At 53.2% G+C, this 18,104-nt stretch carries 27 protein-coding genes; 9 read left to right on the forward strand and 18 right to left on the reverse strand.

What is annotated here, in order from left to right:
- Positions 1-137 precede the first annotated feature (137 nt).
- The 4 genes from Q8O73_RS14245 to Q8O73_RS14260 form a co-directional block, all read right to left on the reverse strand.
- Positions 138-668 carry a hypothetical protein gene (locus tag Q8O73_RS14245; protein WP_305558827.1) on the reverse strand — a complete coding sequence of 177 codons (531 nt, stop codon included), beginning with the start codon at positions 666-668 and terminating at the stop codon, positions 138-140.
- Between the two features lie 96 nt (positions 669-764).
- Positions 765-1,478 (reverse strand): polymer-forming cytoskeletal protein, encoded by a 714-nt coding sequence (locus tag Q8O73_RS14250; protein WP_305558828.1) that lies wholly within the window; start codon positions 1,476-1,478, stop codon positions 765-767.
- 78 nt (positions 1,479-1,556) lie between these two features.
- Complete coding sequence (locus tag Q8O73_RS14255; RefSeq protein ID WP_305558829.1) at positions 1,557-2,246, reverse strand: EI24 domain-containing protein; 690 nt, start codon at positions 2,244-2,246, stop codon at positions 1,557-1,559.
- Between the two features lie 405 nt (positions 2,247-2,651).
- Positions 2,652-3,341, reverse strand: a complete 690-nt coding sequence (locus tag Q8O73_RS14260; protein WP_305558830.1) for an outer membrane lipoprotein carrier protein LolA — start codon at positions 3,339-3,341, stop codon at positions 2,652-2,654.
- Between the two features lie 192 nt (positions 3,342-3,533).
- Between Q8O73_RS14260 and gshB the strand changes: the two genes are divergently transcribed.
- From gshB to Q8O73_RS14280, 4 genes are all read left to right on the forward strand, one after another.
- Positions 3,534-4,478, forward strand: a complete 945-nt coding sequence (gene gshB, locus Q8O73_RS14265) for a glutathione synthase (RefSeq protein ID WP_305558831.1) — start codon at positions 3,534-3,536, stop codon at positions 4,476-4,478.
- A gap of 31 nt (positions 4,479-4,509) precedes the next feature.
- Positions 4,510-4,863: a hypothetical protein gene (locus tag Q8O73_RS14270; protein WP_305558832.1), complete on the forward strand. Its 354-nt coding sequence runs from the start codon at positions 4,510-4,512 to the stop codon at positions 4,861-4,863.
- 2 nt (positions 4,864-4,865) lie between these two features.
- Positions 4,866-5,630: a hypothetical protein gene (locus tag Q8O73_RS14275; RefSeq protein WP_305558833.1), complete on the forward strand. Its 765-nt coding sequence runs from the start codon at positions 4,866-4,868 to the stop codon at positions 5,628-5,630.
- A 63-nt stretch (positions 5,631-5,693) separates the two neighbouring features.
- On the forward strand, positions 5,694-5,921 hold the full coding sequence (locus Q8O73_RS14280) for a hypothetical protein (RefSeq protein ID WP_305558834.1): 228 nt from the start codon (positions 5,694-5,696) through the stop codon (positions 5,919-5,921).
- Between the two features lie 51 nt (positions 5,922-5,972).
- On the opposite strand, the gene Q8O73_RS14285 is transcribed toward Q8O73_RS14280, so the two are convergent.
- Complete coding sequence (locus tag Q8O73_RS14285; RefSeq protein ID WP_305558835.1) at positions 5,973-6,335, reverse strand: hypothetical protein; 363 nt, start codon at positions 6,333-6,335, stop codon at positions 5,973-5,975.
- Positions 6,336-6,473: 138 nt separating this feature from the next.
- A complete protein-coding gene (locus tag Q8O73_RS14290; protein WP_305558836.1) occupies positions 6,474-6,812 on the reverse strand; it encodes a hypothetical protein in 339 nt (112 codons plus the stop codon).
- 223 nt (positions 6,813-7,035) lie between these two features.
- Between Q8O73_RS14290 and Q8O73_RS14295 the strand changes: the two genes are divergently transcribed.
- Complete coding sequence (locus tag Q8O73_RS14295; RefSeq protein WP_305558837.1) at positions 7,036-7,368, forward strand: transposase family protein; 333 nt, start codon at positions 7,036-7,038, stop codon at positions 7,366-7,368.
- A 19-nt stretch (positions 7,369-7,387) separates the two neighbouring features.
- Here the strand turns inward: Q8O73_RS14295 and Q8O73_RS14300 are convergent, their stop codons facing one another.
- Positions 7,388-7,873 (reverse strand): MarR family winged helix-turn-helix transcriptional regulator, encoded by a 486-nt coding sequence (locus tag Q8O73_RS14300; protein ID WP_305558838.1) that lies wholly within the window; start codon positions 7,871-7,873, stop codon positions 7,388-7,390.
- Positions 7,874-7,972: 99 nt separating this feature from the next.
- Here Q8O73_RS14300 and Q8O73_RS14305 point away from each other — a divergent pair, with 99 nt between their 5' ends.
- From Q8O73_RS14305 to Q8O73_RS14315, 3 genes are all read left to right on the forward strand, one after another.
- The gene (locus Q8O73_RS14305; RefSeq protein ID WP_305558839.1) at positions 7,973-8,410 is read left to right on the forward strand and encodes a nuclear transport factor 2 family protein; all 438 of its coding nucleotides are present in this window, start codon (positions 7,973-7,975) and stop codon (positions 8,408-8,410) included.
- 27 nt (positions 8,411-8,437) lie between these two features.
- The gene (locus Q8O73_RS14310; protein ID WP_305558840.1) at positions 8,438-8,863 is read left to right on the forward strand and encodes a VOC family protein; all 426 of its coding nucleotides are present in this window, start codon (positions 8,438-8,440) and stop codon (positions 8,861-8,863) included.
- 85 nt (positions 8,864-8,948) lie between these two features.
- Positions 8,949-10,460 carry a YifB family Mg chelatase-like AAA ATPase gene (locus Q8O73_RS14315; protein WP_305558841.1) on the forward strand — a complete coding sequence of 504 codons (1,512 nt, stop codon included), beginning with the start codon at positions 8,949-8,951 and terminating at the stop codon, positions 10,458-10,460.
- On the opposite strand, the gene Q8O73_RS14320 is transcribed toward Q8O73_RS14315, so the two are convergent.
- From Q8O73_RS14320 to Q8O73_RS14335, 4 genes are all read right to left on the reverse strand, one after another.
- Entirely contained in the window at positions 10,457-11,041 is a 585-nt protein-coding gene (locus Q8O73_RS14320; RefSeq protein ID WP_305558842.1) for a class I SAM-dependent methyltransferase, read from the reverse strand. The genes Q8O73_RS14315 and Q8O73_RS14320 overlap by 4 nt on opposite strands.
- A 142-nt stretch (positions 11,042-11,183) precedes the next feature.
- Positions 11,184-11,489 carry a phosphoribosylpyrophosphate synthetase gene (locus tag Q8O73_RS14325; RefSeq protein ID WP_305558843.1) on the reverse strand — a complete coding sequence of 102 codons (306 nt, stop codon included), beginning with the start codon at positions 11,487-11,489 and terminating at the stop codon, positions 11,184-11,186.
- 73 nt (positions 11,490-11,562) lie between these two features.
- On the reverse strand, positions 11,563-11,856 hold the full coding sequence (locus tag Q8O73_RS14330; RefSeq protein ID WP_305558844.1) for a phosphoribosylpyrophosphate synthetase: 294 nt from the start codon (positions 11,854-11,856) through the stop codon (positions 11,563-11,565).
- A 124-nt stretch (positions 11,857-11,980) separates the two neighbouring features.
- Entirely contained in the window at positions 11,981-12,721 is a 741-nt protein-coding gene (locus tag Q8O73_RS14335; RefSeq protein WP_305558845.1) for an SDR family oxidoreductase, read from the reverse strand.
- Positions 12,722-12,853: 132 nt separating this feature from the next.
- Between Q8O73_RS14335 and Q8O73_RS14340 the strand changes: the two genes are divergently transcribed.
- Positions 12,854-13,741 (forward strand): LysR family transcriptional regulator, encoded by an 888-nt coding sequence (locus tag Q8O73_RS14340; protein WP_371135092.1) that lies wholly within the window; start codon positions 12,854-12,856, stop codon positions 13,739-13,741.
- Here the strand turns inward: Q8O73_RS14340 and Q8O73_RS14345 are convergent.
- The 7 genes from Q8O73_RS14345 to Q8O73_RS14375 all read right to left on the reverse strand — a co-directional run bounded on the left by Q8O73_RS14345 (position 13,738) and on the right by Q8O73_RS14375 (position 17,983).
- The gene (locus tag Q8O73_RS14345; RefSeq protein WP_305558847.1) at positions 13,738-14,208 is read right to left on the reverse strand and encodes a GNAT family N-acetyltransferase; all 471 of its coding nucleotides are present in this window, start codon (positions 14,206-14,208) and stop codon (positions 13,738-13,740) included. The two genes, Q8O73_RS14340 and Q8O73_RS14345, sit on opposite strands and share 4 nt — an antisense overlap.
- Positions 14,209-14,212: 4 nt before the next feature.
- On the reverse strand, positions 14,213-15,160 hold the full coding sequence (locus tag Q8O73_RS14350) for a glyoxylate/hydroxypyruvate reductase A (RefSeq protein ID WP_305558848.1): 948 nt from the start codon (positions 15,158-15,160) through the stop codon (positions 14,213-14,215).
- 76 nt (positions 15,161-15,236) lie between these two features.
- Positions 15,237-15,653, reverse strand: coding sequence for a VOC family protein (locus Q8O73_RS14355; RefSeq protein WP_305558849.1), 417 nt, complete (start codon positions 15,651-15,653; stop codon positions 15,237-15,239).
- A gap of 69 nt (positions 15,654-15,722) precedes the next feature.
- Positions 15,723-16,196: a DUF6314 family protein gene (locus tag Q8O73_RS14360; protein WP_305558850.1), complete on the reverse strand. Its 474-nt coding sequence runs from the start codon at positions 16,194-16,196 to the stop codon at positions 15,723-15,725.
- Positions 16,197-16,219: 23 nt separating this feature from the next.
- Entirely contained in the window at positions 16,220-16,660 is a 441-nt protein-coding gene (locus Q8O73_RS14365; RefSeq protein WP_305558851.1) for a hypothetical protein, read from the reverse strand.
- Between the two features lie 7 nt (positions 16,661-16,667).
- On the reverse strand, positions 16,668-17,237 hold the full coding sequence (locus Q8O73_RS14370) for a hypothetical protein (RefSeq protein ID WP_305558852.1): 570 nt from the start codon (positions 17,235-17,237) through the stop codon (positions 16,668-16,670).
- 11 nt (positions 17,238-17,248) lie between these two features.
- Positions 17,249-17,983, reverse strand: a complete 735-nt coding sequence (locus tag Q8O73_RS14375; RefSeq protein ID WP_305558853.1) for a TIGR04255 family protein — start codon at positions 17,981-17,983, stop codon at positions 17,249-17,251.
- Positions 17,984-18,104 lie beyond the last annotated feature (121 nt).

Here is an 18,104-nt window from a genome sequence, read left to right on the forward strand (position 1 = left end):
GGCAACCGGCCCGTTATAAAAACGATCCGGTTCTTTTGATTTCTGTGACTTTGCCCGGCAAAGGTAAAAATTCGACCAAGGAAATGGCCGGTTTTCATAAATTTTGCAGATCAGGCGTGCCGTTTAAGGGCCGGTTTTCAGGATCGGCCTTCATGAAGGCTGCGCATAATGTCATCCAGGCAGTTCTGCAGGGTAATTTCGCCTTCGCCATTGCGCAGCCGGGCAATCATATGGGCAAGATGGCGGGGGGCATTTTCGGTTTGCGGAAAGAAAAACGCATCAAAAATGCAACGATCCGTCCGGTATTGCCAGACCCGCGATGGTCCCTCGCCGCGCACCAGTTCCGGTTCGCCCAGACGGTCGGTAACGGCGGCTTCGGTCTGGCCGATCAGGTCATTGACATCAAGGCTGGGAACAAAGGGAATAGCGGCGGTTTCTGGCGGCGTTTCAGCGATGGCATCGGCATTTTCATCCGGGGCCGGTTCGGGTGCAACCGTTACCGGGCGCGGCGGGATCGCCTGACGCCGGGGGGGAATCGTCTGCTGAATGGCCGGGGATGTGCGCGTTCTTTGCGGTGAATTGCCGGTCATCGCCGGGTTGCGATAGGTATCATTGGTCGATCCGGGCGGGGGGGCTGATCCGCCACAGGACACAAGCGATACCGCCATCACAAGCAGTGCCCCGATGGCGGCGGAAGGCTGCCATCGGGCAAAAGGAATCCGGGATTTTGGGTGCGCCAGATGTTTCACCGGATTCTGCACTGCTTAAAGATCGTCGGACTTGCGCGGGATGGTGATTGCCGCAGAAGCCGGGGCGCGGCCAAAGGCATCGTCGCTGCCTTCAACATAATCAAGGCTGCCCTTGATCTTGGCCCCGTTTTCAACCTGAAGGCTGCCATATTTAAGCTTGCCGTCGATTTCTGCCGAAGACAGGATCGTAATGCGGCGGGCATTCAGCTCGCCTTCAAAACGGCCACTGATTTCCGCTTCGGTAACGGTGGCAGAACCGACAAAGGCACCGCCTTCGGCGATTTCAAGGCGGTCGCATTCCTTGATCTGGGCTTCGACATGGCCTTCAACCACCAGAACGTCGCAGGACCCGATTTCCCCGGCCAGCCGGATATCGCGGCCCACCGTCAGTTTTTTACCGTCCTGATTGGCATTGCCGGTGCTGACCGTGCGATTGCCGGTACCGCGGGTCGGAATTTCCAGCGGGCGTTTCGAGATTTCCGGGCGGAAGTTGGTGGAATGGGGTTTGCTCGACATCTGCGTTTCATCCTTGATGCGCGGCTGCGAAAACAGGCGCGGTTCACTGCGCTTTTCGGTATCTTTTTTATCGGTTGCCGGTGTCCAGCTTGGCCCTGTGGCAGCGGACCGGTCTGCTGCGCTGTCAGAGGGGCTGGCGGCAGGCTGTGATGATGTATCTGACGATGCCGGGCTGCTGTCGACAGTTTTGTTGGCTTTTTTCTTTCCAAACATGGGTTTGGTCAATCCTTGGCTTGCAGTTGCGGGCGGCCTTGGCCGCGAGATTCCGGTTTGCGGGTCTGGATCACCGCCTTAAATCGGGGCGGTGGTCCTTGTGGTCCTGAAGGCACCCAGACGTACGCTGTAATGCACCATAAAGGCGGTGGCGATAATCGGTGCGATCAGATTGACCAGCGGTATTGTCATTAAAAATGTAATTGCAATGCCGCCCATCCACAATTTCGTCTGATGGCTTTTGCGCAGGGCGGTCATGGTGCGGGCATCATAGCGTCTGGCGGCGACCAGTTCAAAATATTCACGCGACAGCAGATAACCGTTCATGGCGTAAAAGGCGATGATATAGATCGGCCCGGTGATCAGCAATGGCAGCAACAGAATATTCAGCGCCAAAGCCGTCAGGGCAAATTTCACACCGTTAAAAATGGCTTCCGACAGCGGTTGTGGCCTGATGTCGGGCAGACCGGGATAATATTTGTCTTCGACGGCATCTGCAATGCGTTCCAGCAACAGACTGCTGATCAGAAGGGTTGCGGCGGGAAACAGCAACAATACCAACAGGCCAAGTCCAAATCCCAGCACCCAGTCAATCGTGGTTTCAAGCCAGCCGCCATCGGTGAAAAAATCAACGGATGACACAAAAAATCCGATGCCAAACCACAATGCGACAATGGTGGCAATCGCCCCGCCCACCCCGATCAGAAGGACGGAACGAAACCGCGGGTCGGAAAACTGGCTGAAGGATTTCAGGAAATCGTTGATCATCGTGTCTGGACTGTTCCGGTCTTTTGCGCGGGCCTGTGATGGTAGACGATGAAACTTAACAGGCCGTGAAGTCATGGGGCAGAGCAGATGAATTTGACGCAGAAAGACAGGAAAGCAAGGCAGAAAAAAGGCGTCCGGCCAGGGGGGTAACCGGACGCCAGCGCTCCGATGAGATGGAGCGTGAGGGACGGTAGGGGAAACCGTGCCTCACACCAAGCCCCTCAATTGAGAGAGGAGCTTTGTGACAGATTTTTATATGGGAAGGATGATCCCGTTTCGCCAGAACAAAAGGACGCATGGCGGCTATTTATTTGGCGCATGGCGGTAAAATAATAGTGATCACGCCCAACAAAAAAGCCAACAAATTGAATCTGTTGGCTTTCCGGTTTCGACCATCACATCGGGCTATTGCCAGATACGTTTAAACTTAAACAGCTCCGGGTCCAGCGAGATGCCCTGTACCGTGTCAAACAAAGTTACGGTCGTTTCAACACCGGCGGCATCGGCAACAATCCACTGACGTAATTGCATCGGATTATCCTGGAAAACCAGGGTAACGGTACCTGCACCAGGGTCCTTGCGCCGCACCAGTGTAACACGCGTGGTTCCGGCGGCACGACGCAGGTCAATAACCCGGACATCGCGCGACAGCGATACCTGATCGGCAAGGATCACCCCGGCGGGGGTTTCATCAATGCTGAAATAGGTCGGCGCATTGATTTCCTTGTCAAAATAAATCAAATCATGCCCGGTCGAAACCAGCAGGATCTGGGCGGGCGGGTTATATTCAAACCGCATTTTTCCCGGACGCTCCATGAAAAGCTGCCCGTCAGCCGCCCCGCCATCCGATGAAATCTGGACAAAATCGGCCTTAAGCGTGGTGATATTGTTCAGATAGGTTTCGATACGTTCGATGATTTCAGGGTCAAACCGTGCCACATCGTCGGCTTGTTGTTGTGTCTGGGCCTGTGCAGGCAGCGAAAGCCCGGTTAAGGCAACAACAGGGACCACGGCAATGCCGAGTGCGACCAGCGATGTCAGTGCCGATTTATGAAAATATCTGCCAAAACTGGCGAAGCCTGAAACAAAACCCATCTGGTTGCCTGTCTGTCACGATTACGTCAAAGGAATAGCGGTTGCAGAAAGCCGGTGGTAAAGAATCTGCAACCCACATATCGCATCATTTGGCGCGCAAGACCAGATGGGTCAAGCTGTGCCCGAAAATGATCACAATTGGCCGGATTTCGCCCCAATCAAACCGGGCGCGGCAAAAGGAGAAACTTGCAGATGACCCGCACCGTCGCCCTTCAGATGGACCCGATCGCCCATATTGATATCAAAGGGGATTCAACCTTTGTCATGGGGCTTGAAGCCCGGCGGCGCGGTTACAGCCTGTATCATTATCATCCCGATGACATGTTTTACGAAGGCGGGCGCATTTGGGCCGAAGTCCGTCCGCTTGAGCTGCGGTATGAACAGGGCAACCATTTTGAACTGGGCGAGTCGCGCATTATTGATCTGGCGCGCGATACCGATGTCATCTTGTTGCGGCAAGACCCGCCCTTTGACATGAACTACATCACCAGCACCCATTTGCTCGAATCGGTGCATCCGGAAACATTTGTCGTCAATCATCCCGGCGAAGTGCGCAATGCCCCGGAAAAGCTGTTTGTCACCCGCTTCCCCGATCTGATGCCACCGACCCTGATCACCCGGTCGGTTGCACGGGTGCGCGAATTTCGTGAAAAGCACCGCGATATCATTGTCAAACCGCTGTTTGGTAATGGCGGGGCCGGGGTGTTTCATATCAAACCCGATGATGAAAACCTCAATTCCCTGCTGGAACTGTTTTTCAAGGGATCGCGCGAATCCCTGATGGTGCAAGCCTATCTGCCAGAGGTTCGCAAGGGCGACAAACGCATCATTCTGGTTGATGGTGAACCGGTGGGCGCGATCAACCGCGTTCCGGCGGCCGGTGAAGCCCGGTCCAACATGCATGTGGGGGGCGTGGCCGAAAAATCGATGCTGACCGCCCGCGAAATCGAAATTTGCGAACGCATCGGGCCGGAACTGAAAAAACGCGATCTGATTTTTGTCGGGATTGATGTGATTGGCGACTATATGACCGAAATCAACGTCACCTCGCCGACCGGCCTTCAGGAAATCAACCGCTTTGACGGCAGCAAGCTGGAATCCCTGATCTGGGATGCCATCGAAACCCGGTTGCCGTAACAAGCCGCCCGAATTCCCAAAGGAGACCGGCATGATACGTGCGATTAATCTTGCGTTGTTTCTGGCGCTGTTTGTCGGAGGCGTTGGCGGAGCTTTCTGGTTTGAAAGCCATACGGCGCGTCTTGAGCATGCCATGGCGCGAATTGATGCGCTGGTTCTTGAAAAACGCCAGATTGAGTCGGAACTGGCGGCTGCAATGTCGGAAAACAGTGATTTACGCCGTCAATTGTCGCGTTACGAAGACGGTGCGCGACGGTTGTTGCAACATAGCCGGAATCCGGATCAGGTCGATGGGGATGCGTCACCATCAGATGAGGAACCCCGGGTCATCCAGCCAATCCCGCAACCGCTGCCCGCTGCACCCCCTGCGCCGGATGTTCCGTAAATATGACGTGGTTGCAAAAAATGCGGCCTTATTTATGGGCTTTGGCGGTGGTGATCCTGTGTACTGTGCTTGTACATGTCGGGCGTTGGCAACAGTTTGATGCCCGGATGTCGGCGGTAACATTTCTGGCCGGGCTTGGTTTGATATGGCTGATTTGTGGCTGGCAGGTATATGTGCTGTGGCGCGATTTGCGCCGGGTGGTGATGATGGCGGTTCTGCGCGATGGCTTGATCCGCAATCTGCTGTTTGGCCGGATATGGATGGTGGTGTGCGCCAGTGTCATCGGGGCGATTCTGGCGGTGCAAACGGTGGTGTTTCTGGCCCTCAATATCGGGTTTTTGCCGGTGCTGCTGATCGATGTGTTTCTGTATGGATGGTTGTTGCGCAGCTTTGCCCCGCTGGCGCAGCACAGCCTGAGCGATGCGGCCAGTGCGCCGGGATTGCGACTGTTTGCCTCGGTGGTGAATTATCTGGCGTTGTTTGTGGCTTATGCCGCATGGTTTTTATGGCGGGTCGATCCAACCCTTGAACCGGGATCATTCGTGGCCTTTGAACGGGCGGCGACATTTGATCATGGCTTTCAGCCGTTTGAAGTGGTTGCGCGATTTAGTTACGCAACCGATCTGATGCTGCAAAGCTTTACCAATTTGGGGGATATCTGGGGGTTGTTGCTGACCATTACCGTGATATTTTCAGCATCCCTTGCGCCGTTTATCGCGGTAACATTGATCTACCGGCACTGGCTGGGCGGGGTGACACTGCGGTAATGTTTGCAAACGCCTGCCCTCAACCTATAACGGTACTGACCGTTTTTACGAAACAGAGAGACCATGACCGAGATTTCAAAATCGATGCGTGAACGCGCCTGGGCCCGTGCCCGCAAGATCAAGGATCAGGACCCCGATGAGGTCCGCATCCACAAGCCCAGCGGCATCACGATGAAAAAGACCAGTTTTGGCAAGTTTCGCGATTTTGGCTGGACCGTGGTCGATGGCGAAGCCGTGCCGTGTCGCAAGGAATTTTTGCCGCCGCGCGATGGGGAAATCGCACCATCATAACAGGGAAGGCCGTTGTGTATTTCAGCGGCCTTCCCAACAATGTTACACAAATCAGCTACAGGTTGCACTGCATGTGGCATTCTGGAATTGATCGCAGATTTGCCTGATCCGTGTGCGCAAATTATCCTTCCCCTTCGCCGCAGCATCCTCGCAGGCTTTGATCGCATTACCGTCGTTGAGATCACCGTTGCCGTCGATAAGATCGTAGGTACTGCCTTTGTTTTTGTTGCGGGAATACCCCAGGTAACGGTTTTCACAATGAAGATGCGGATAAGTCGAGGGGCCGTTCACTCCCTCATTGGTGAGAAATTGAATATTGTTGCAATATTCAGCTTTGAATCCCTTGGCCTGTGCCACGGTTGAGGCGGCAAGCAGCCCGACGGTGATGGTAATGATTGGAAAGATCATTTTCATGATAGTCTCCCTTGAATTGTAAAAGACCATCAAACCGGATTTTTCAGCCACAATTTCACAAAGGCTGGACAAAAACGTCCTATTATAGGCCTGTCTCGGGAAATCCGGTTCGACAGTCTGCCGGTTGCCCTGACAGGATCAGGACGCTGCTTCAAAGCGGCCAGGACCGGAATAGACATAGGCCTTGCCCGGGGCGACGAGGAATTCCTCATCGTGATTGTTGTTGGCATGAACCTTGAAAAAGACACCCGATGCTGCAACCGTCCCGTAGGAACCGGGGGCAATCGTGGTCTTCTGTGCCGGAACCCAGTTGACCAGATCGCTGTAGTTATAGACATGGAATGTCACGGGCTTGTTGGAATTGTTGAAAATCACAGCGCCTTTGACGGCGGCGCCTGCGATCAGTTTGCCGATATCCTTGCTGGCAAGTTCGTGGAACTTGTTCAGGTCGATGGTACCTTCGATTTCAACACCCATTTTATCTCTCCATTGGCATATATGGTGTGTTTTGGCCGTAAAGATGACCATGAAACGCAGGACTTGTTTCACATCAAAACGAGCATAAATGCGCGTTTTTAATGATAAAAAGTCGATGCAATTCAATTTTTAGTATGGATGATTGAAGGATGTCGTTGGCCGAAATCGCCCGAAAAATAAGGGCCATTTATGGAAGACATTTTCCATAAAGGATTATGACGGTGTGGAGAGGCGTGGCTCCAAAAGGTTTGCCGAACAAATCTCGCAGGCATTGCGGGCGGAATTTGGCGGCAATCCCAGCTCGGTCAAAACCGTTGCGCGTCTGGTGAATGCCAATGAACGTGCTGTCAAAAACTGGTTTGATGCTGTCAACGGACCAAACGGGGAATTCCTGATCCGCCTCTGCCGCCATTCCGATCAGGTGCTTGAAACTGTCCTTTTGCTGTCAGGGCGGACAGAACTGGTCAAAATTCGCAATATCCTTTGTGCAAAGGAAAAATTGCGGCAGATATTGGCACTTCTTGAGGAAATCGAATCGGCAAATCCGGATAGCTGATACAGAAGCGTGGAATTTGTCAGGATGGTTTGGCGCGATTGTCGTTTGACAGGGTGATCAGGTCCGAAAGCAGTCGCGCAGGATCGGATTGTGCGACCAGACTTTCAAGGTCCCCCTGGGTTTTCTCCCAGACAGGAAAAACCTTTGCCAGCAACGCCATGCCCGCATCGGTCAGGGTCAGCAGCCTTCCGCGTTTATCCTTCGGGTCGGGTTCGATTGTCACCAACCCGCGCCGTTTCAGTGGTTTGAGATTGGCAGTCAGGGTGGTGCGATCCATCGCCAGAAGATCGGCAACGTCGCGCATATGCGGGGAGTGCGGCCGGTTTAGCGACATCAGCAACGAAAATTGCCCGCTGGTCAGATCAAAGGGCCGAAAAGCATCGTCAAAACGACGTGCAACACTGCGTGCCGCCCGACGCACATGCAGACACAGGCAGGAATCGCGAACCAGAAGTGTGGTCGCAAACGGAATAGAATCGTTCTGGTTGAAATCTTTTTTTGACATGCTTTAATTATGTTGATATCAACTTATTATGTCAAGAACGCAAAAATGCGCATCCATGCTGAAACCCCCAAAGACAGCGGGCAAAACAGGGAGGATCCCATGTCCAAAACCGATCATTCTGTTGCTGAAATCCGTGCGACCTTGCAAAACTGGGCCGAAGCGGCCCGTATTTTTAATATTCCGGTCCTTCTGGACCATTACACCGACGATATCCGTGCATTTGACGCAGTGATCCAGACCCAGTTTATCGGCAAAAAAGCCTATGGCGATCACTGGCAAGCCTGTTCACAATTTTGCACTGGTCCGCTGGTGTTCGAGATCAGCGATCCGAAAATCGAGGCCAGCGACAATGTGGGTTTTTGCCATTGCTTGCTGCGCTGTGGCGGAACCGATGCCAATGGCGTTGAAAAAACCTCGTGGATGCGGATGACAAGCTGCCTGCTTAAAGAGGGCGGGCGCTGGCGCATCGTGCATGAACATTTCTCGCTGCCATTTGATATGGAAAGCGGCAAGGCGTTGTTTGATCTGGAACCGTGAAAACGGCCCTTTCCAAAGGAAAAACCGATGAAAATGATCCCCTATTTGAATTTCGATGGTAACTGCCGTGCGGCGATGGAATTTTATCAATCTGTCCTGGGGGGCGAATTGACCACCATGCCGTTTGGCGATACGCCGATGGCGGGCGACATGCCCGGCTTCAACGATAAAATCGCCCATGCCCGCCTGATGGGCGATGGCTGGACGATTATGGCGTCCGACTGCCCGCCGGATTATTTCGTCAAAATGCAGGGCCTGTGTGTGTCACTGCATTTCCCTGATGCCGCAACCGGCAAAAAGATGTTCGATGCCCTGTCCAAAGACGGCACCATCACCATGCCGTTCGAGGAAACCTTTTGGTCGCCCGGCTATGGCCTGTTTACCGACAGCTTTGGCACGCCGTGGATGATCAATACTGAAATGGCCCCGCAAGAAGGTGCAGGTTGTGCCTGATATCATGCCATTAAAGCACTTGTTGCCTTGATCCCCGTTTCCCGTCAAAGTTGGGAAAATTGGGACGACGGGGATCGGCAATCACATGACAGCACGGGTGGCAACGGTGGCCTTTTCAGGGATTGAGACCATCATGGTCGATGTCCAGGTACAAATGGCAAGCGGCTTGCCCGCCTTTAGCGTCGTTGGTCTGCCCGACAAGGCGGTATCCGAGGCCCGAGAACGGGTGCGATCTGCATTATCGAGCATGGGGCTGGCCCTACCGCCCAAACGCATCACCATCAACCTCGCCCCGGCCGATTTGCAAAAGGAAGGCTCGCATTTCGATCTGCCGATTGCGCTTGGCCTTTTGGCGGCGATGGATGTGATCGGGCTGGAAGAGATCAGCCGCTTTGTTGTCTTGGGTGAATTGGGCCTTGATGGCAGTATTACCGGTGTCGGTGGGGTTTTGCCCGCTGCGATGCAGGCCGGGGCATCGGAACTGGGCCTGATTTGTCCGGCGCGCAACGGGGCGGAGGCCATCTGGGCCGGGGATCTGGAAATTCTGGCTCCGCGCAGCCTGATGGAGCTGATCAATCATTTCAAGGGCAATCAGATTTTATCGCGCCCCGTTGCTGCCCTGTCGGTTGAGGATGGTATGGCGCATCCCGATCTGCGCGATATCAAGGGACAGGAAAGTGCGAAACGAGCATTGGAAATTGCCGCGGCCGGCGGGCATAATTTACTGATGAGCGGCCCGCCCGGATCAGGGAAATCGATGCTGGCAGCCCGCCTGCCCGGTCTTCTGCCCGATCTGGATGCACGCGAAGCGTTGGAAAGCACGGTGATTCATTCTGTATCGGGCCTGTTGCCCGAAGGCGGGCTGATCCGCCGCCGCCCCTATCGGGAACCGCACCATTCTGCCAGTATGCCCGCCCTTGTGGGTGGCGGCCATCGGGTGAAACCTGGCGAGATATCACTGGCCCATCACGGGGTCTTGTTTCTGGATGAATTGCCGGAATTTCAACGCAATGTCCTTGATGCCCTGCGCCAGCCGTTGGAAACCGGGCGGGTGTCGGTGGCGCGTGCCAATGCGCATGTGACCTATCCGGCACGGGTGCAACTGGTGGCGGCGATGAATCCATGCCGGTGTGGCTATCTGGGCGATGCCGAACAGGCCTGTACCCGTGCGCCGCGCTGTGGCGAGGATTATCAGGCGCGGCTGTCCGGCCCGCTTCTGGATCGCTTTGACATTCAAATCGAAGTCCCCGCCGTTCGCCCCGAAGAACTGGATGCTCCGGCCAGTGGCGAAAGCAGTGCGGTGGTGCGCAAGCGTGTTCTGGCTGCGCGGGACAAACAATCATTACGATATAAAAACAATCAGGCGGGATGCAATGCACGAGCCGATGGCGATGTTTTAATGCGCCATGCCACACCCGATGAGGCCGGTCGCGCCCTGTTGCAGGAGGCGACAAAGCGGATGAATTTATCTGCGCGCGGCTATCACCGGGTGTTGCGGGTGGCGCGCACCATTGCCGATCTGGCCGGAGCCGCCACTGTGACCCGCCTGCATATCGCCGAGGCGCTGATGTATCGCAAGATGGTTTACCGGCGTTAGTTCGGGTGAAGATGTTCCGGGGCGCGGGTGATGCGATAGACGGTGGAAGGCGGCACATTGCGCATTGTCGCTCCGACCCGCTGTGCTTTCAGGCCCAGTCGGGTCAGAATCTGATGAGGGACCGGGCAGCGCGGACCATAGGTGAATTGGTAAAACGCTCCGTCTGGCCGCATCAGGGTAAAACTTCCCCCCAGAATCCCCATTATTTGCCGGGCATTCATCGATAAAATCGGTAGGCCGCTGATCACGGCACCGGGTTTGGCATCATCGGAATAAAGATTTGCTGTGCCAAGCCGCGCTGCGTCCATGCACAATATCCGGCAGTTAGGAAAGCGTCTGGCAAGGGTATGGGCAAAATCGGGTGAAAACTCAATCAGGGTCAGGTCTTGTGATGCAACACCATGTGCCAGAATGGCCTTGGTAAAAACCCCGGTGCCCGGACCCAGTTCCAGAACCGGCCCGGTTTCAGGTCCAAGATCGCGGGTTATCAGTTCGGCAAGGGCGGGACCAGAAGGCGTGATAGCGGCAACACGTTTGGGATTGGCGACCCAGGCGCGCAAAAACGGCACAATATCAGACATTCTGTCTCCCGCTTTTGGGGTGCCCTGCATTTTTGGCAATGTCTTTGGCACCCGGTTTTCGACCCCATGCTATTTGCAACGGCATTTGCGCCCTACAAGGTGGTCTTTTTGTGGCGTGTTGTCACCGCCGGGTGCCGGTTTTTTATTTTGGTTCTTTTGCGTTATTGCGTAAATGATCGATCAGGTCTGCCTTGTTTTGATCAGTATGGAAGCTGGACGGGATAATCATTGTGCCTTTGGCGCCATCGCGGGCTTCGATCATATAAAGGGTGGCATCATCGCCGGGGTCCGTACCTTCACCGACCATTTCGCTATGGATAATTTTAAGGTCCGAGGCCTGATAAATCTTGCCCTCGCCATCGCAACGCACGCCGTCATCATCTACAATAAAGCTGTGCGAGAATCCCTTGCGGCTTGCCTGTTCCTGAAGTTCTGCTACATTCATCATCTTCTCCTCTGAACGGGTCCTAATCTTGCAGAACGCTCAAATAAGGTCCCGGTTCCACCTCGTGCTTAAAAGATCACCGGCGCGGACGCTGCAAATGGTCAATCAGATCGGCTTTTTCGGGATCTGTATAAAAGCTCGATGGGACGATCATGGTGCCTTTGATACCGTCCGGGGCCTCGATCAGATAGAGGGTCGCATCATCGCCCGGATCGGTGCCGTTATCGACACTGTTGCTATGGACAAGGGTCAGGTCGCAGGGTTGATAGACGGTATCCTTGCCATCGCAGGTCACATGGGTTCCGGCGTGGCTGAAATGATGGGTAAACCCCTTGCGAATGGCGTCTTCCTGAAGGTCGGATAAATTCATGATGCTGTCTCCTGCAATGGTTATTGCTGTGACGATGACAGTGAATTTTGTTGAAGCTGTGCCCGGCCCTTCAGAATAAAGGACCGGGCATACCCCGTATCAGAAAGATGTGCGGCGCGCAGGGTTATGCCAACCCGCCATTGGCCCGCAGAATCTGGCCGTTGACCCAGCCGCTGTTTGGACCGGCAAGGAAGGAAATGACACCGGCGATATCGTCGGGTTGTCCCAGACGTTCCAACGGTGGCATTTTGGCAAAATGCGCGATTTGTTCATCGGTCTTGCCATTCAGGAACAATTCGGTCGCCACCGGGCCGGGGGCAACGGCATTGACCGTGATGTTGCGTCCGCGCAATTCCTTGGCAAAGACGCCGGTCAGGGCCTCGACCGCGGCCTTTGTCGCATTATAAACCCCATACCCCGGCAGTTTCAGGGCCAGTGCAGTGGTGGACAGATTGATCACCCGGCCCCCATCGCGCAAAAATCGGGCAGCCTCGCGCATCATGTTGAAACTGCCACGCAGATTGATGTCAAACATCTGGTCAAAGATTGCGTCGCTGATATCGGCAAGCGGTTGGGTTGTCATCACCCCGGCATTATTGACGATGACATCGACACCGCCAAAGCGGTCGCGGGCCTGCTCAAACATCTGTGTGACGGCTTTGGGGTCTGCGATATCGGCGCGGATGGCAAGGGCGTGATGGCCCTGTGCGGTCAGGCTTGCGGCCAAAAATTCAGCTTTTTCGGCACTATGGGCGTAATTGATGATGACGGCAAAGCCATCCTCTGCCAGACGCCGGGCGATGGCCGCACCAATGCCGCGTGAGGCACCGGTGACGAGGGCGGTTTTCGGGTTTGTATCGGTCATGGGGAAATCCTCCAAACGGTGAGTTGATTTCCGCAATATGACAGCAATAAAATTTCGGATAATTATGCTATATTTGGTATCACTATTCGATTTCATATAACAATCAGGGCTGTGATGGATCGGTTTGGAGAAATGCATATTTTCGTTCGCATCGTCGAACGCCGGAGCTTTACCAAAGCGGCCACCGATCTGATGATACCGCGGGCAACCGTGACCAATGCGATTCAGCGTCTTGAAGAACGGCTGGGCACAAGATTGCTGGAACGTACAACACGTCAGGTTAAACCGACGCTGGATGGCGAAGCCTATTATCAGCGGTGCCGCCGCATTCTTTTTGACCTTGAAGATGCCGACGGCCTTTTTCGTCAGACAATGCCCAAGGGATTGTTGCGGGTTAATCTGCAAGGAACCCTTGCGCGCAAATTCATCATTCCTGCCTTACCCGGTTTTATGTCGGCCTATCCGGAATTGACCCTGCTGATTGCCGATAGCGACCGCTATGTCGATCTGGTGCAGGAAGGATATGATTGCGTGGTGCGGTCCGGTGAATTGTCGGATTCAACCATGATCGTCCGGCGGTTGACACTGTTACCGACGGTCACGCTGGCCAGTCCGGACTATTTTGGCAAAATCGGCATTCCCGAAACCCTTGACGATCTGACAACACAGAATCACCAGGCGGTTGGCTATCTTTCCGGGGCGAATGACCGACCGGTGCCGCTTGATTTTACCGTTGGTGGGGTCCTGCGTCAGGTTATGCTGCCTGCCAGTGTGTCGGTGACCGGGGCCGATCTTTATATGGCAGCGGGGTTGGCGGGGCTGGGGCTGATTCAGGTGCCGCGATATCGGGTGATAGAGGATTTGCGTGCGGGGGCGCTGGTTGAAATCCTGCCCGAATATCCGCCCGAACCGATGCCGGTTTCGGTACTTTATCCGCAAAATCGGCAATTATCGCCACGGGTCCGGGCCTTTGCCGACTGGCTGACGGCACTTTTCCGGACCCTGCATTTTGGTTCCTAAAGATCGCGTTTCATGCCCAGATGGCTGGCGACAAAGCCCAACCGTTCGTAAAAGCGGTGGGCATCCTTGCGCGTGGCATCGGTGGTAAATTGCATCAGGGTTGCGCCAAGTAATTTTGATATCGAAATGGATTCAAGTATCAGGTTTTCACCGATCTTTTGCCCGCGATGGCGCGATGATACCCGGACCCCTTCGATCTGGGCACGCAACCGTCCGCGCCGCGACAAGCCGGGGATCAGGGTCAATTGCAGACATCCGACAATATCATTTCCCCATACCGCCAACAGATAGATATTGGGGCATTGATCCGTGCTGGCAGCCGTCATCGCGTCAAAGGCATCGTAATAGGCCTGTGACAGCGGAAGGCTTGTATCCTCTCGGGTTTTGCCTTTTTCATCATCGGCCAAAAGGGCAACAATGGCGGGCAAATCGTCACGGGTGGCGGTGCGAAAGGCAAGATTGCTCATGGCTTCAATAACCTGACATACGGTCAACCAGCCCGCTCGGCGTTTCCCCACGGGTCATGCGGGCGATATTATCGGCAATCTGATCGACCGATTCTTCTATCCGGGTTTCGGCAGCGATATGCGGGGTGATGCGGATTTTCGGATGATCCCAGAACGGATGGTTTTCGGGTAGAGGTTCTGTGGCGGCGACATCCAGAAACGCGCCGCGCAAATGGCCGGTATCAAGCAGGCGCAACAGATCGGCCTCGACAATGATGGCGCCGCGTGCGGCATTGATCACGGCGGCATTTTTGGGCAAATGCGACAGGCTATTACCGTTCAGAACGCCTTCAGTTTCTGGTGTGCGCGGCAACAGGCAGATCAGAATATCGCACTGCCCCAAAAATTCATTCAGGGTTTCCGATCCGGCAAAGGTCGTGATGCCGTCAATCGCCTTCATGGTGCGGCTCCATCCCGATACGGCAAAGCCAAGCCGGGTCAGGGCGGTGGCGACGGCCGCACCGAGCGCGCCCAGCCCCATCACTCCGACCCGGCAGTGTGAAATGCGGGCAACATCATGCTGAATCCAATCGGCTTTGGCCTGTTGGCGGGCATAGATATCGAAATCGCGCATGAAATGCAGGGCGGCATAAAGATGATATTGCACCATCTGATCGGCCATCCCGGCATCTTGCAGTCTGATCACCGGAACATCTGTCGGTAGGCTGGGCGTTGCCAGCACATGATCCACCCCGGCTCCCAGCGAAAAGATCGCCTGAAGGCCGGTCAGGCTTTTCAGCATTCCCTGAGGTTGTTTCCATAACAGGGCATGGGTAATCGTTGCAGGATCGTAATTTTCATGTTGAGTGAAAATCTTGGCATCCGTCAGGCGTTCCACCATCGCCTTTTTCCAGCGGTCATCGGCACCGGCAGCTGCAATCAGGATTTTCGGGGGGACGGTGGCGCGAGTCATGACGGATATCTTTCTGTTTTTTGACTGTTCTTCCGGAACGTCTGACAGGTGCCGACGTTCCGGATCGCTTTGGTACTTAATGGGCGAAAATCATTGCCGGATCGCGGAAAGTTTTGAATTCAAGGCCATTTCCTGCCGGATCTGTGATGAAAAAAGTACCTTGTTCACCGGGTTCGCCAACAAAACGGATTTTGGGCGCCAGCAGGAAAACGACATTGGCAGCCTTCAAACGATCCGCCAGATCATGCCATTGGTGCCATTCCAGAACCACGCCGAAATGTGGGATCGGCACCGCATCGCCATCGACAGTTCCCGACCCGGCATTTTGCCCGGCGTCAGGCCGGACATGGGCGGATAATTGATGGCCAAAAAAATCAAAATCGATCCAGTTTTCGGTCGAACGGCCTTCGTCACAGCCCAGAATATCAATGTAAAACGCACGGGTGTCGGCGATGGATTTGATCGGAAAGGCAAGGTGAAAGGGCGGTTGCATGACAAACCTCGTATGAACGAAACAAGGGTCTTTTATAGCCGCCCACCACCATTTTACCAAACGGGTTCGTCAGCTTGCCATGGGTTGGCGACGATAAAGGCTGTGCAGCAGATGGTCCTTGCGCGGGCCTTTGATTTTTATTTTGGTTTCAAAATGATCAGCGTTGTGCCACATCATGCTGTGGTGATAGATATCGTCGCCACAGGGATGAATGTCACAGGCGGTCAAATTTCCCGCAGGGTCTTTGGTGAAATCCAGACAAACATAAAGCCGCCCGAAACGGACCGGATCGCGAAAGCGCAGCTCAATACCGTGCGGGGTGTTGAGAAAGTCATATTCGCGAAAGCCCTCAAATTCCTGTCCGTCTGGGTAGGTCAGAAACCCTTCCTCGCGGTAGCGTAAGACATCGGGTTTGTCGGGCTCTGCCGTGCGAAACGTTACATCGCCTGTAAACTGACCGACATTGCCCAGATCACGCATAAGCAACCAATTGCCTACAAGTGTGGTGAAAATTTTACATGAATTTGAATGGTTGAGCGTCATAGTAGAATTGTTTTGGAATGAACTTATTCAGGCTTAATTAAGTCGGAGAAGATTTTGGCTAACTTTCTGCGAATACCACGACTATCCTTGGGGAGCCGTAAATCCGCGTGACTAGGATTTTCGTTTTCATGGTCAGGAGTGGCAAGAACTTTACAATATAGAGTTTTTTCCTGATCGACAGGCGTATTGTGGATTTCTCCGACGTTGCCTCTGATGCAGCCGCGGAAAATTTTTTCTCTTACGGGATTACCGTCGGGTGAGGGCTGCTCCTCTTGGCGTCCGATCTCGCAGTTTTTCTTAAAGTCCGCGATCTTTTCTCGGTTAACGGATATATCTAAAGTATTGGTACTGGGAGAGAAGGCACTACTTTTCAAAGACCCATCTTCGTTGATGTGGTACGGAGAAAAAATGCGGCGAAGCACGTTTTCGTCTTCGGGGACAAGTTCCGGCTTTTCGTCCGTCATTACGTCCTTACACCGCCAGCTTGTCCAAATATTTGTTGAGGGATTGGTCACTAAGAATTGCGCCAATCGTTGGTTCAATCTCAAATTCACCTAATTCTTCGTGGTCGCCATAAAAGCTATAGCGACCATTTGTGTCAAAGCCGACATCTAGATATATGTGAGGGCAGTCCCAAATAATGCTAACCGAGCCATCCGCATCTGGAGCTAAACTTGGTTCCGGAATTGAATTTTTAAGTTGGCTGAGAAACTCTCGTGTTTGGTTAATTGCAAAGTGATTAATCGGCTTTGCATCATAACCGTCCCAATTTTCTTCTAGGGCAGAAAATTCCGACAGAAGCGTATCTAGTTTTTCACTCATGGTACCAGTTCGCTCTATATCCTGAAGAGTGACAGGTAATGCAGTATGCCGGTCGATAATCGAGTAGCAGGAGGAATTAGAACCAGAAACTACTTGAGCGACCAATTCTGGGAAATGCAACAACGCATCGCCGACACTTTCCCAATTGATATGACGATTTTCTGCAAGCGGTTGTGAGCCATAAATGTGCCAAGACATTTGGTCCGCAAAAGCATTCATGATGCACCTCCTTATTCGTATTCAGCTAATTTTTCTATAACCTTTACAGGAAGCAATTTGAAAAATTCCCGTTTTTCTAGGTTATGTGCAGTTTCTAGCCATTCAACGACTGCATCTGAAGATTTTGTGTGGTGTTTAACAGTTGTAGAAACGTCAATGTCAATAAAGGCGGTAGAACCATCAGGTAGCCAAGGCGTCACAAACTCTGGCGAGCAAGCGCGTACTACCACTTCAGTTCCGTCAATACTGAGCATGTAATTAACATTTAACGGTGGATTCTGAGTCTCACTACCAATTGCTACAGAAACGTTTAAATCAGAAAAACTTGTAATATAATGCTTTTCTGGATTTACAATATTTACGTACCTTAAGCCACACCTAACAATTTTAGATTGAAATTTTGTGCAAATTAATTGCGCTGATTTTGCGAAAATTTTTGACACTTTATCCCAGCCACCATATTTGCCGAGGTTGTGAACGGATAAAACGGAAGGTCCAACTTTGAATTGAAGCTTCTTGTCTGCGCTAATGAAAACGACTGTCGGTTGATGCTTAAGGTTGGGATCTTGTTGCCTTATTGACCAAGGAATATCAGCAATTGGCAATTGATGTCGTGAGAATTTCTCAACCTCCAATCCATCAATGAGTTTTGCCATAATCACCTCTGGCAATTCGTCTGACTGGAAGCGTAATTCGAGTAACGCTTCAACGATAAAGTCTTCTTTGAGTTTAGATGGAAGAGACATAAGCTTTCCAACCCTGACGATTCAGATTCATTCAATCTATAGATACAACGTTTGAATCATGAGTTCAATACTAGCTGTTTCTCACGAGTCGAGCGTTTTTAGTCAAATTTTAAACGATATG

The sequence above is a fragment of the Thalassospira sp. genome, assembly GCF_030690045.1.
Taxonomy (GTDB): domain Bacteria; phylum Pseudomonadota; class Alphaproteobacteria; order Rhodospirillales; family Thalassospiraceae; genus Thalassospira.

Coding starts and splice junctions, on each gene's coding strand:
- Q8O73_RS14305 (WP_305558839.1), top strand. CDS start 7,973: ATGTCCAAAACCGATCATTCTGTTGCTGAAATCCGTGCGACCTTGCAA.
- Q8O73_RS14345 (WP_305558847.1), bottom strand. CDS start 14,208: ATGAGCAATCTTGCCTTTCGCACCGCCACCCGTGACGATTTGCCCGCC.
- Q8O73_RS14335 (WP_305558845.1), bottom strand. CDS start 12,721: ATGACCGATACAAACCCGAAAACCGCCCTCGTCACCGGTGCCTCACGC.
- gshB (WP_305558831.1), top strand. CDS start 3,534: ATGACCCGCACCGTCGCCCTTCAGATGGACCCGATCGCCCATATTGAT.
- Q8O73_RS14350 (WP_305558848.1), bottom strand. CDS start 15,160: ATGACTCGCGCCACCGTCCCCCCGAAAATCCTGATTGCAGCTGCCGGT.
- Q8O73_RS14260 (WP_305558830.1), bottom strand. CDS start 3,341: ATGGGTTTTGTTTCAGGCTTCGCCAGTTTTGGCAGATATTTTCATAAA.
- Q8O73_RS14275 (WP_305558833.1), top strand. CDS start 4,866: ATGACGTGGTTGCAAAAAATGCGGCCTTATTTATGGGCTTTGGCGGTG.
- Q8O73_RS14315 (WP_305558841.1), top strand. CDS start 8,949: ATGACAGCACGGGTGGCAACGGTGGCCTTTTCAGGGATTGAGACCATC.
- Q8O73_RS14330 (WP_305558844.1), bottom strand. CDS start 11,856: ATGAATTTATCCGACCTTCAGGAAGACGCCATTCGCAAGGGGTTTACC.
- Q8O73_RS14340 (WP_371135092.1), top strand. CDS start 12,854: ATGCATATTTTCGTTCGCATCGTCGAACGCCGGAGCTTTACCAAAGCG.
- Q8O73_RS14375 (WP_305558853.1), bottom strand. CDS start 17,983: ATGTCTCTTCCATCTAAACTCAAAGAAGACTTTATCGTTGAAGCGTTA.
- Q8O73_RS14355 (WP_305558849.1), bottom strand. CDS start 15,653: ATGCAACCGCCCTTTCACCTTGCCTTTCCGATCAAATCCATCGCCGAC.
- Q8O73_RS14285 (WP_305558835.1), bottom strand. CDS start 6,335: ATGAAAATGATCTTTCCAATCATTACCATCACCGTCGGGCTGCTTGCC.
- Q8O73_RS14310 (WP_305558840.1), top strand. CDS start 8,438: ATGAAAATGATCCCCTATTTGAATTTCGATGGTAACTGCCGTGCGGCG.
- Q8O73_RS14300 (WP_305558838.1), bottom strand. CDS start 7,873: ATGTCAAAAAAAGATTTCAACCAGAACGATTCTATTCCGTTTGCGACC.
- Q8O73_RS14290 (WP_305558836.1), bottom strand. CDS start 6,812: ATGGGTGTTGAAATCGAAGGTACCATCGACCTGAACAAGTTCCACGAA.
- Q8O73_RS14325 (WP_305558843.1), bottom strand. CDS start 11,489: ATGATGAATGTAGCAGAACTTCAGGAACAGGCAAGCCGCAAGGGATTC.
- Q8O73_RS14250 (WP_305558828.1), bottom strand. CDS start 1,478: ATGTTTGGAAAGAAAAAAGCCAACAAAACTGTCGACAGCAGCCCGGCA.
- Q8O73_RS14255 (WP_305558829.1), bottom strand. CDS start 2,246: ATGATCAACGATTTCCTGAAATCCTTCAGCCAGTTTTCCGACCCGCGG.
- Q8O73_RS14245 (WP_305558827.1), bottom strand. CDS start 668: ATGGCGGTATCGCTTGTGTCCTGTGGCGGATCAGCCCCCCCGCCCGGA.
- Q8O73_RS14270 (WP_305558832.1), top strand. CDS start 4,510: ATGATACGTGCGATTAATCTTGCGTTGTTTCTGGCGCTGTTTGTCGGA.
- Q8O73_RS14360 (WP_305558850.1), bottom strand. CDS start 16,196: ATGACGCTCAACCATTCAAATTCATGTAAAATTTTCACCACACTTGTA.
- Q8O73_RS14370 (WP_305558852.1), bottom strand. CDS start 17,237: ATGAATGCTTTTGCGGACCAAATGTCTTGGCACATTTATGGCTCACAA.
- Q8O73_RS14280 (WP_305558834.1), top strand. CDS start 5,694: ATGACCGAGATTTCAAAATCGATGCGTGAACGCGCCTGGGCCCGTGCC.
- Q8O73_RS14320 (WP_305558842.1), bottom strand. CDS start 11,041: ATGTCTGATATTGTGCCGTTTTTGCGCGCCTGGGTCGCCAATCCCAAA.
- Q8O73_RS14365 (WP_305558851.1), bottom strand. CDS start 16,660: ATGACGGACGAAAAGCCGGAACTTGTCCCCGAAGACGAAAACGTGCTT.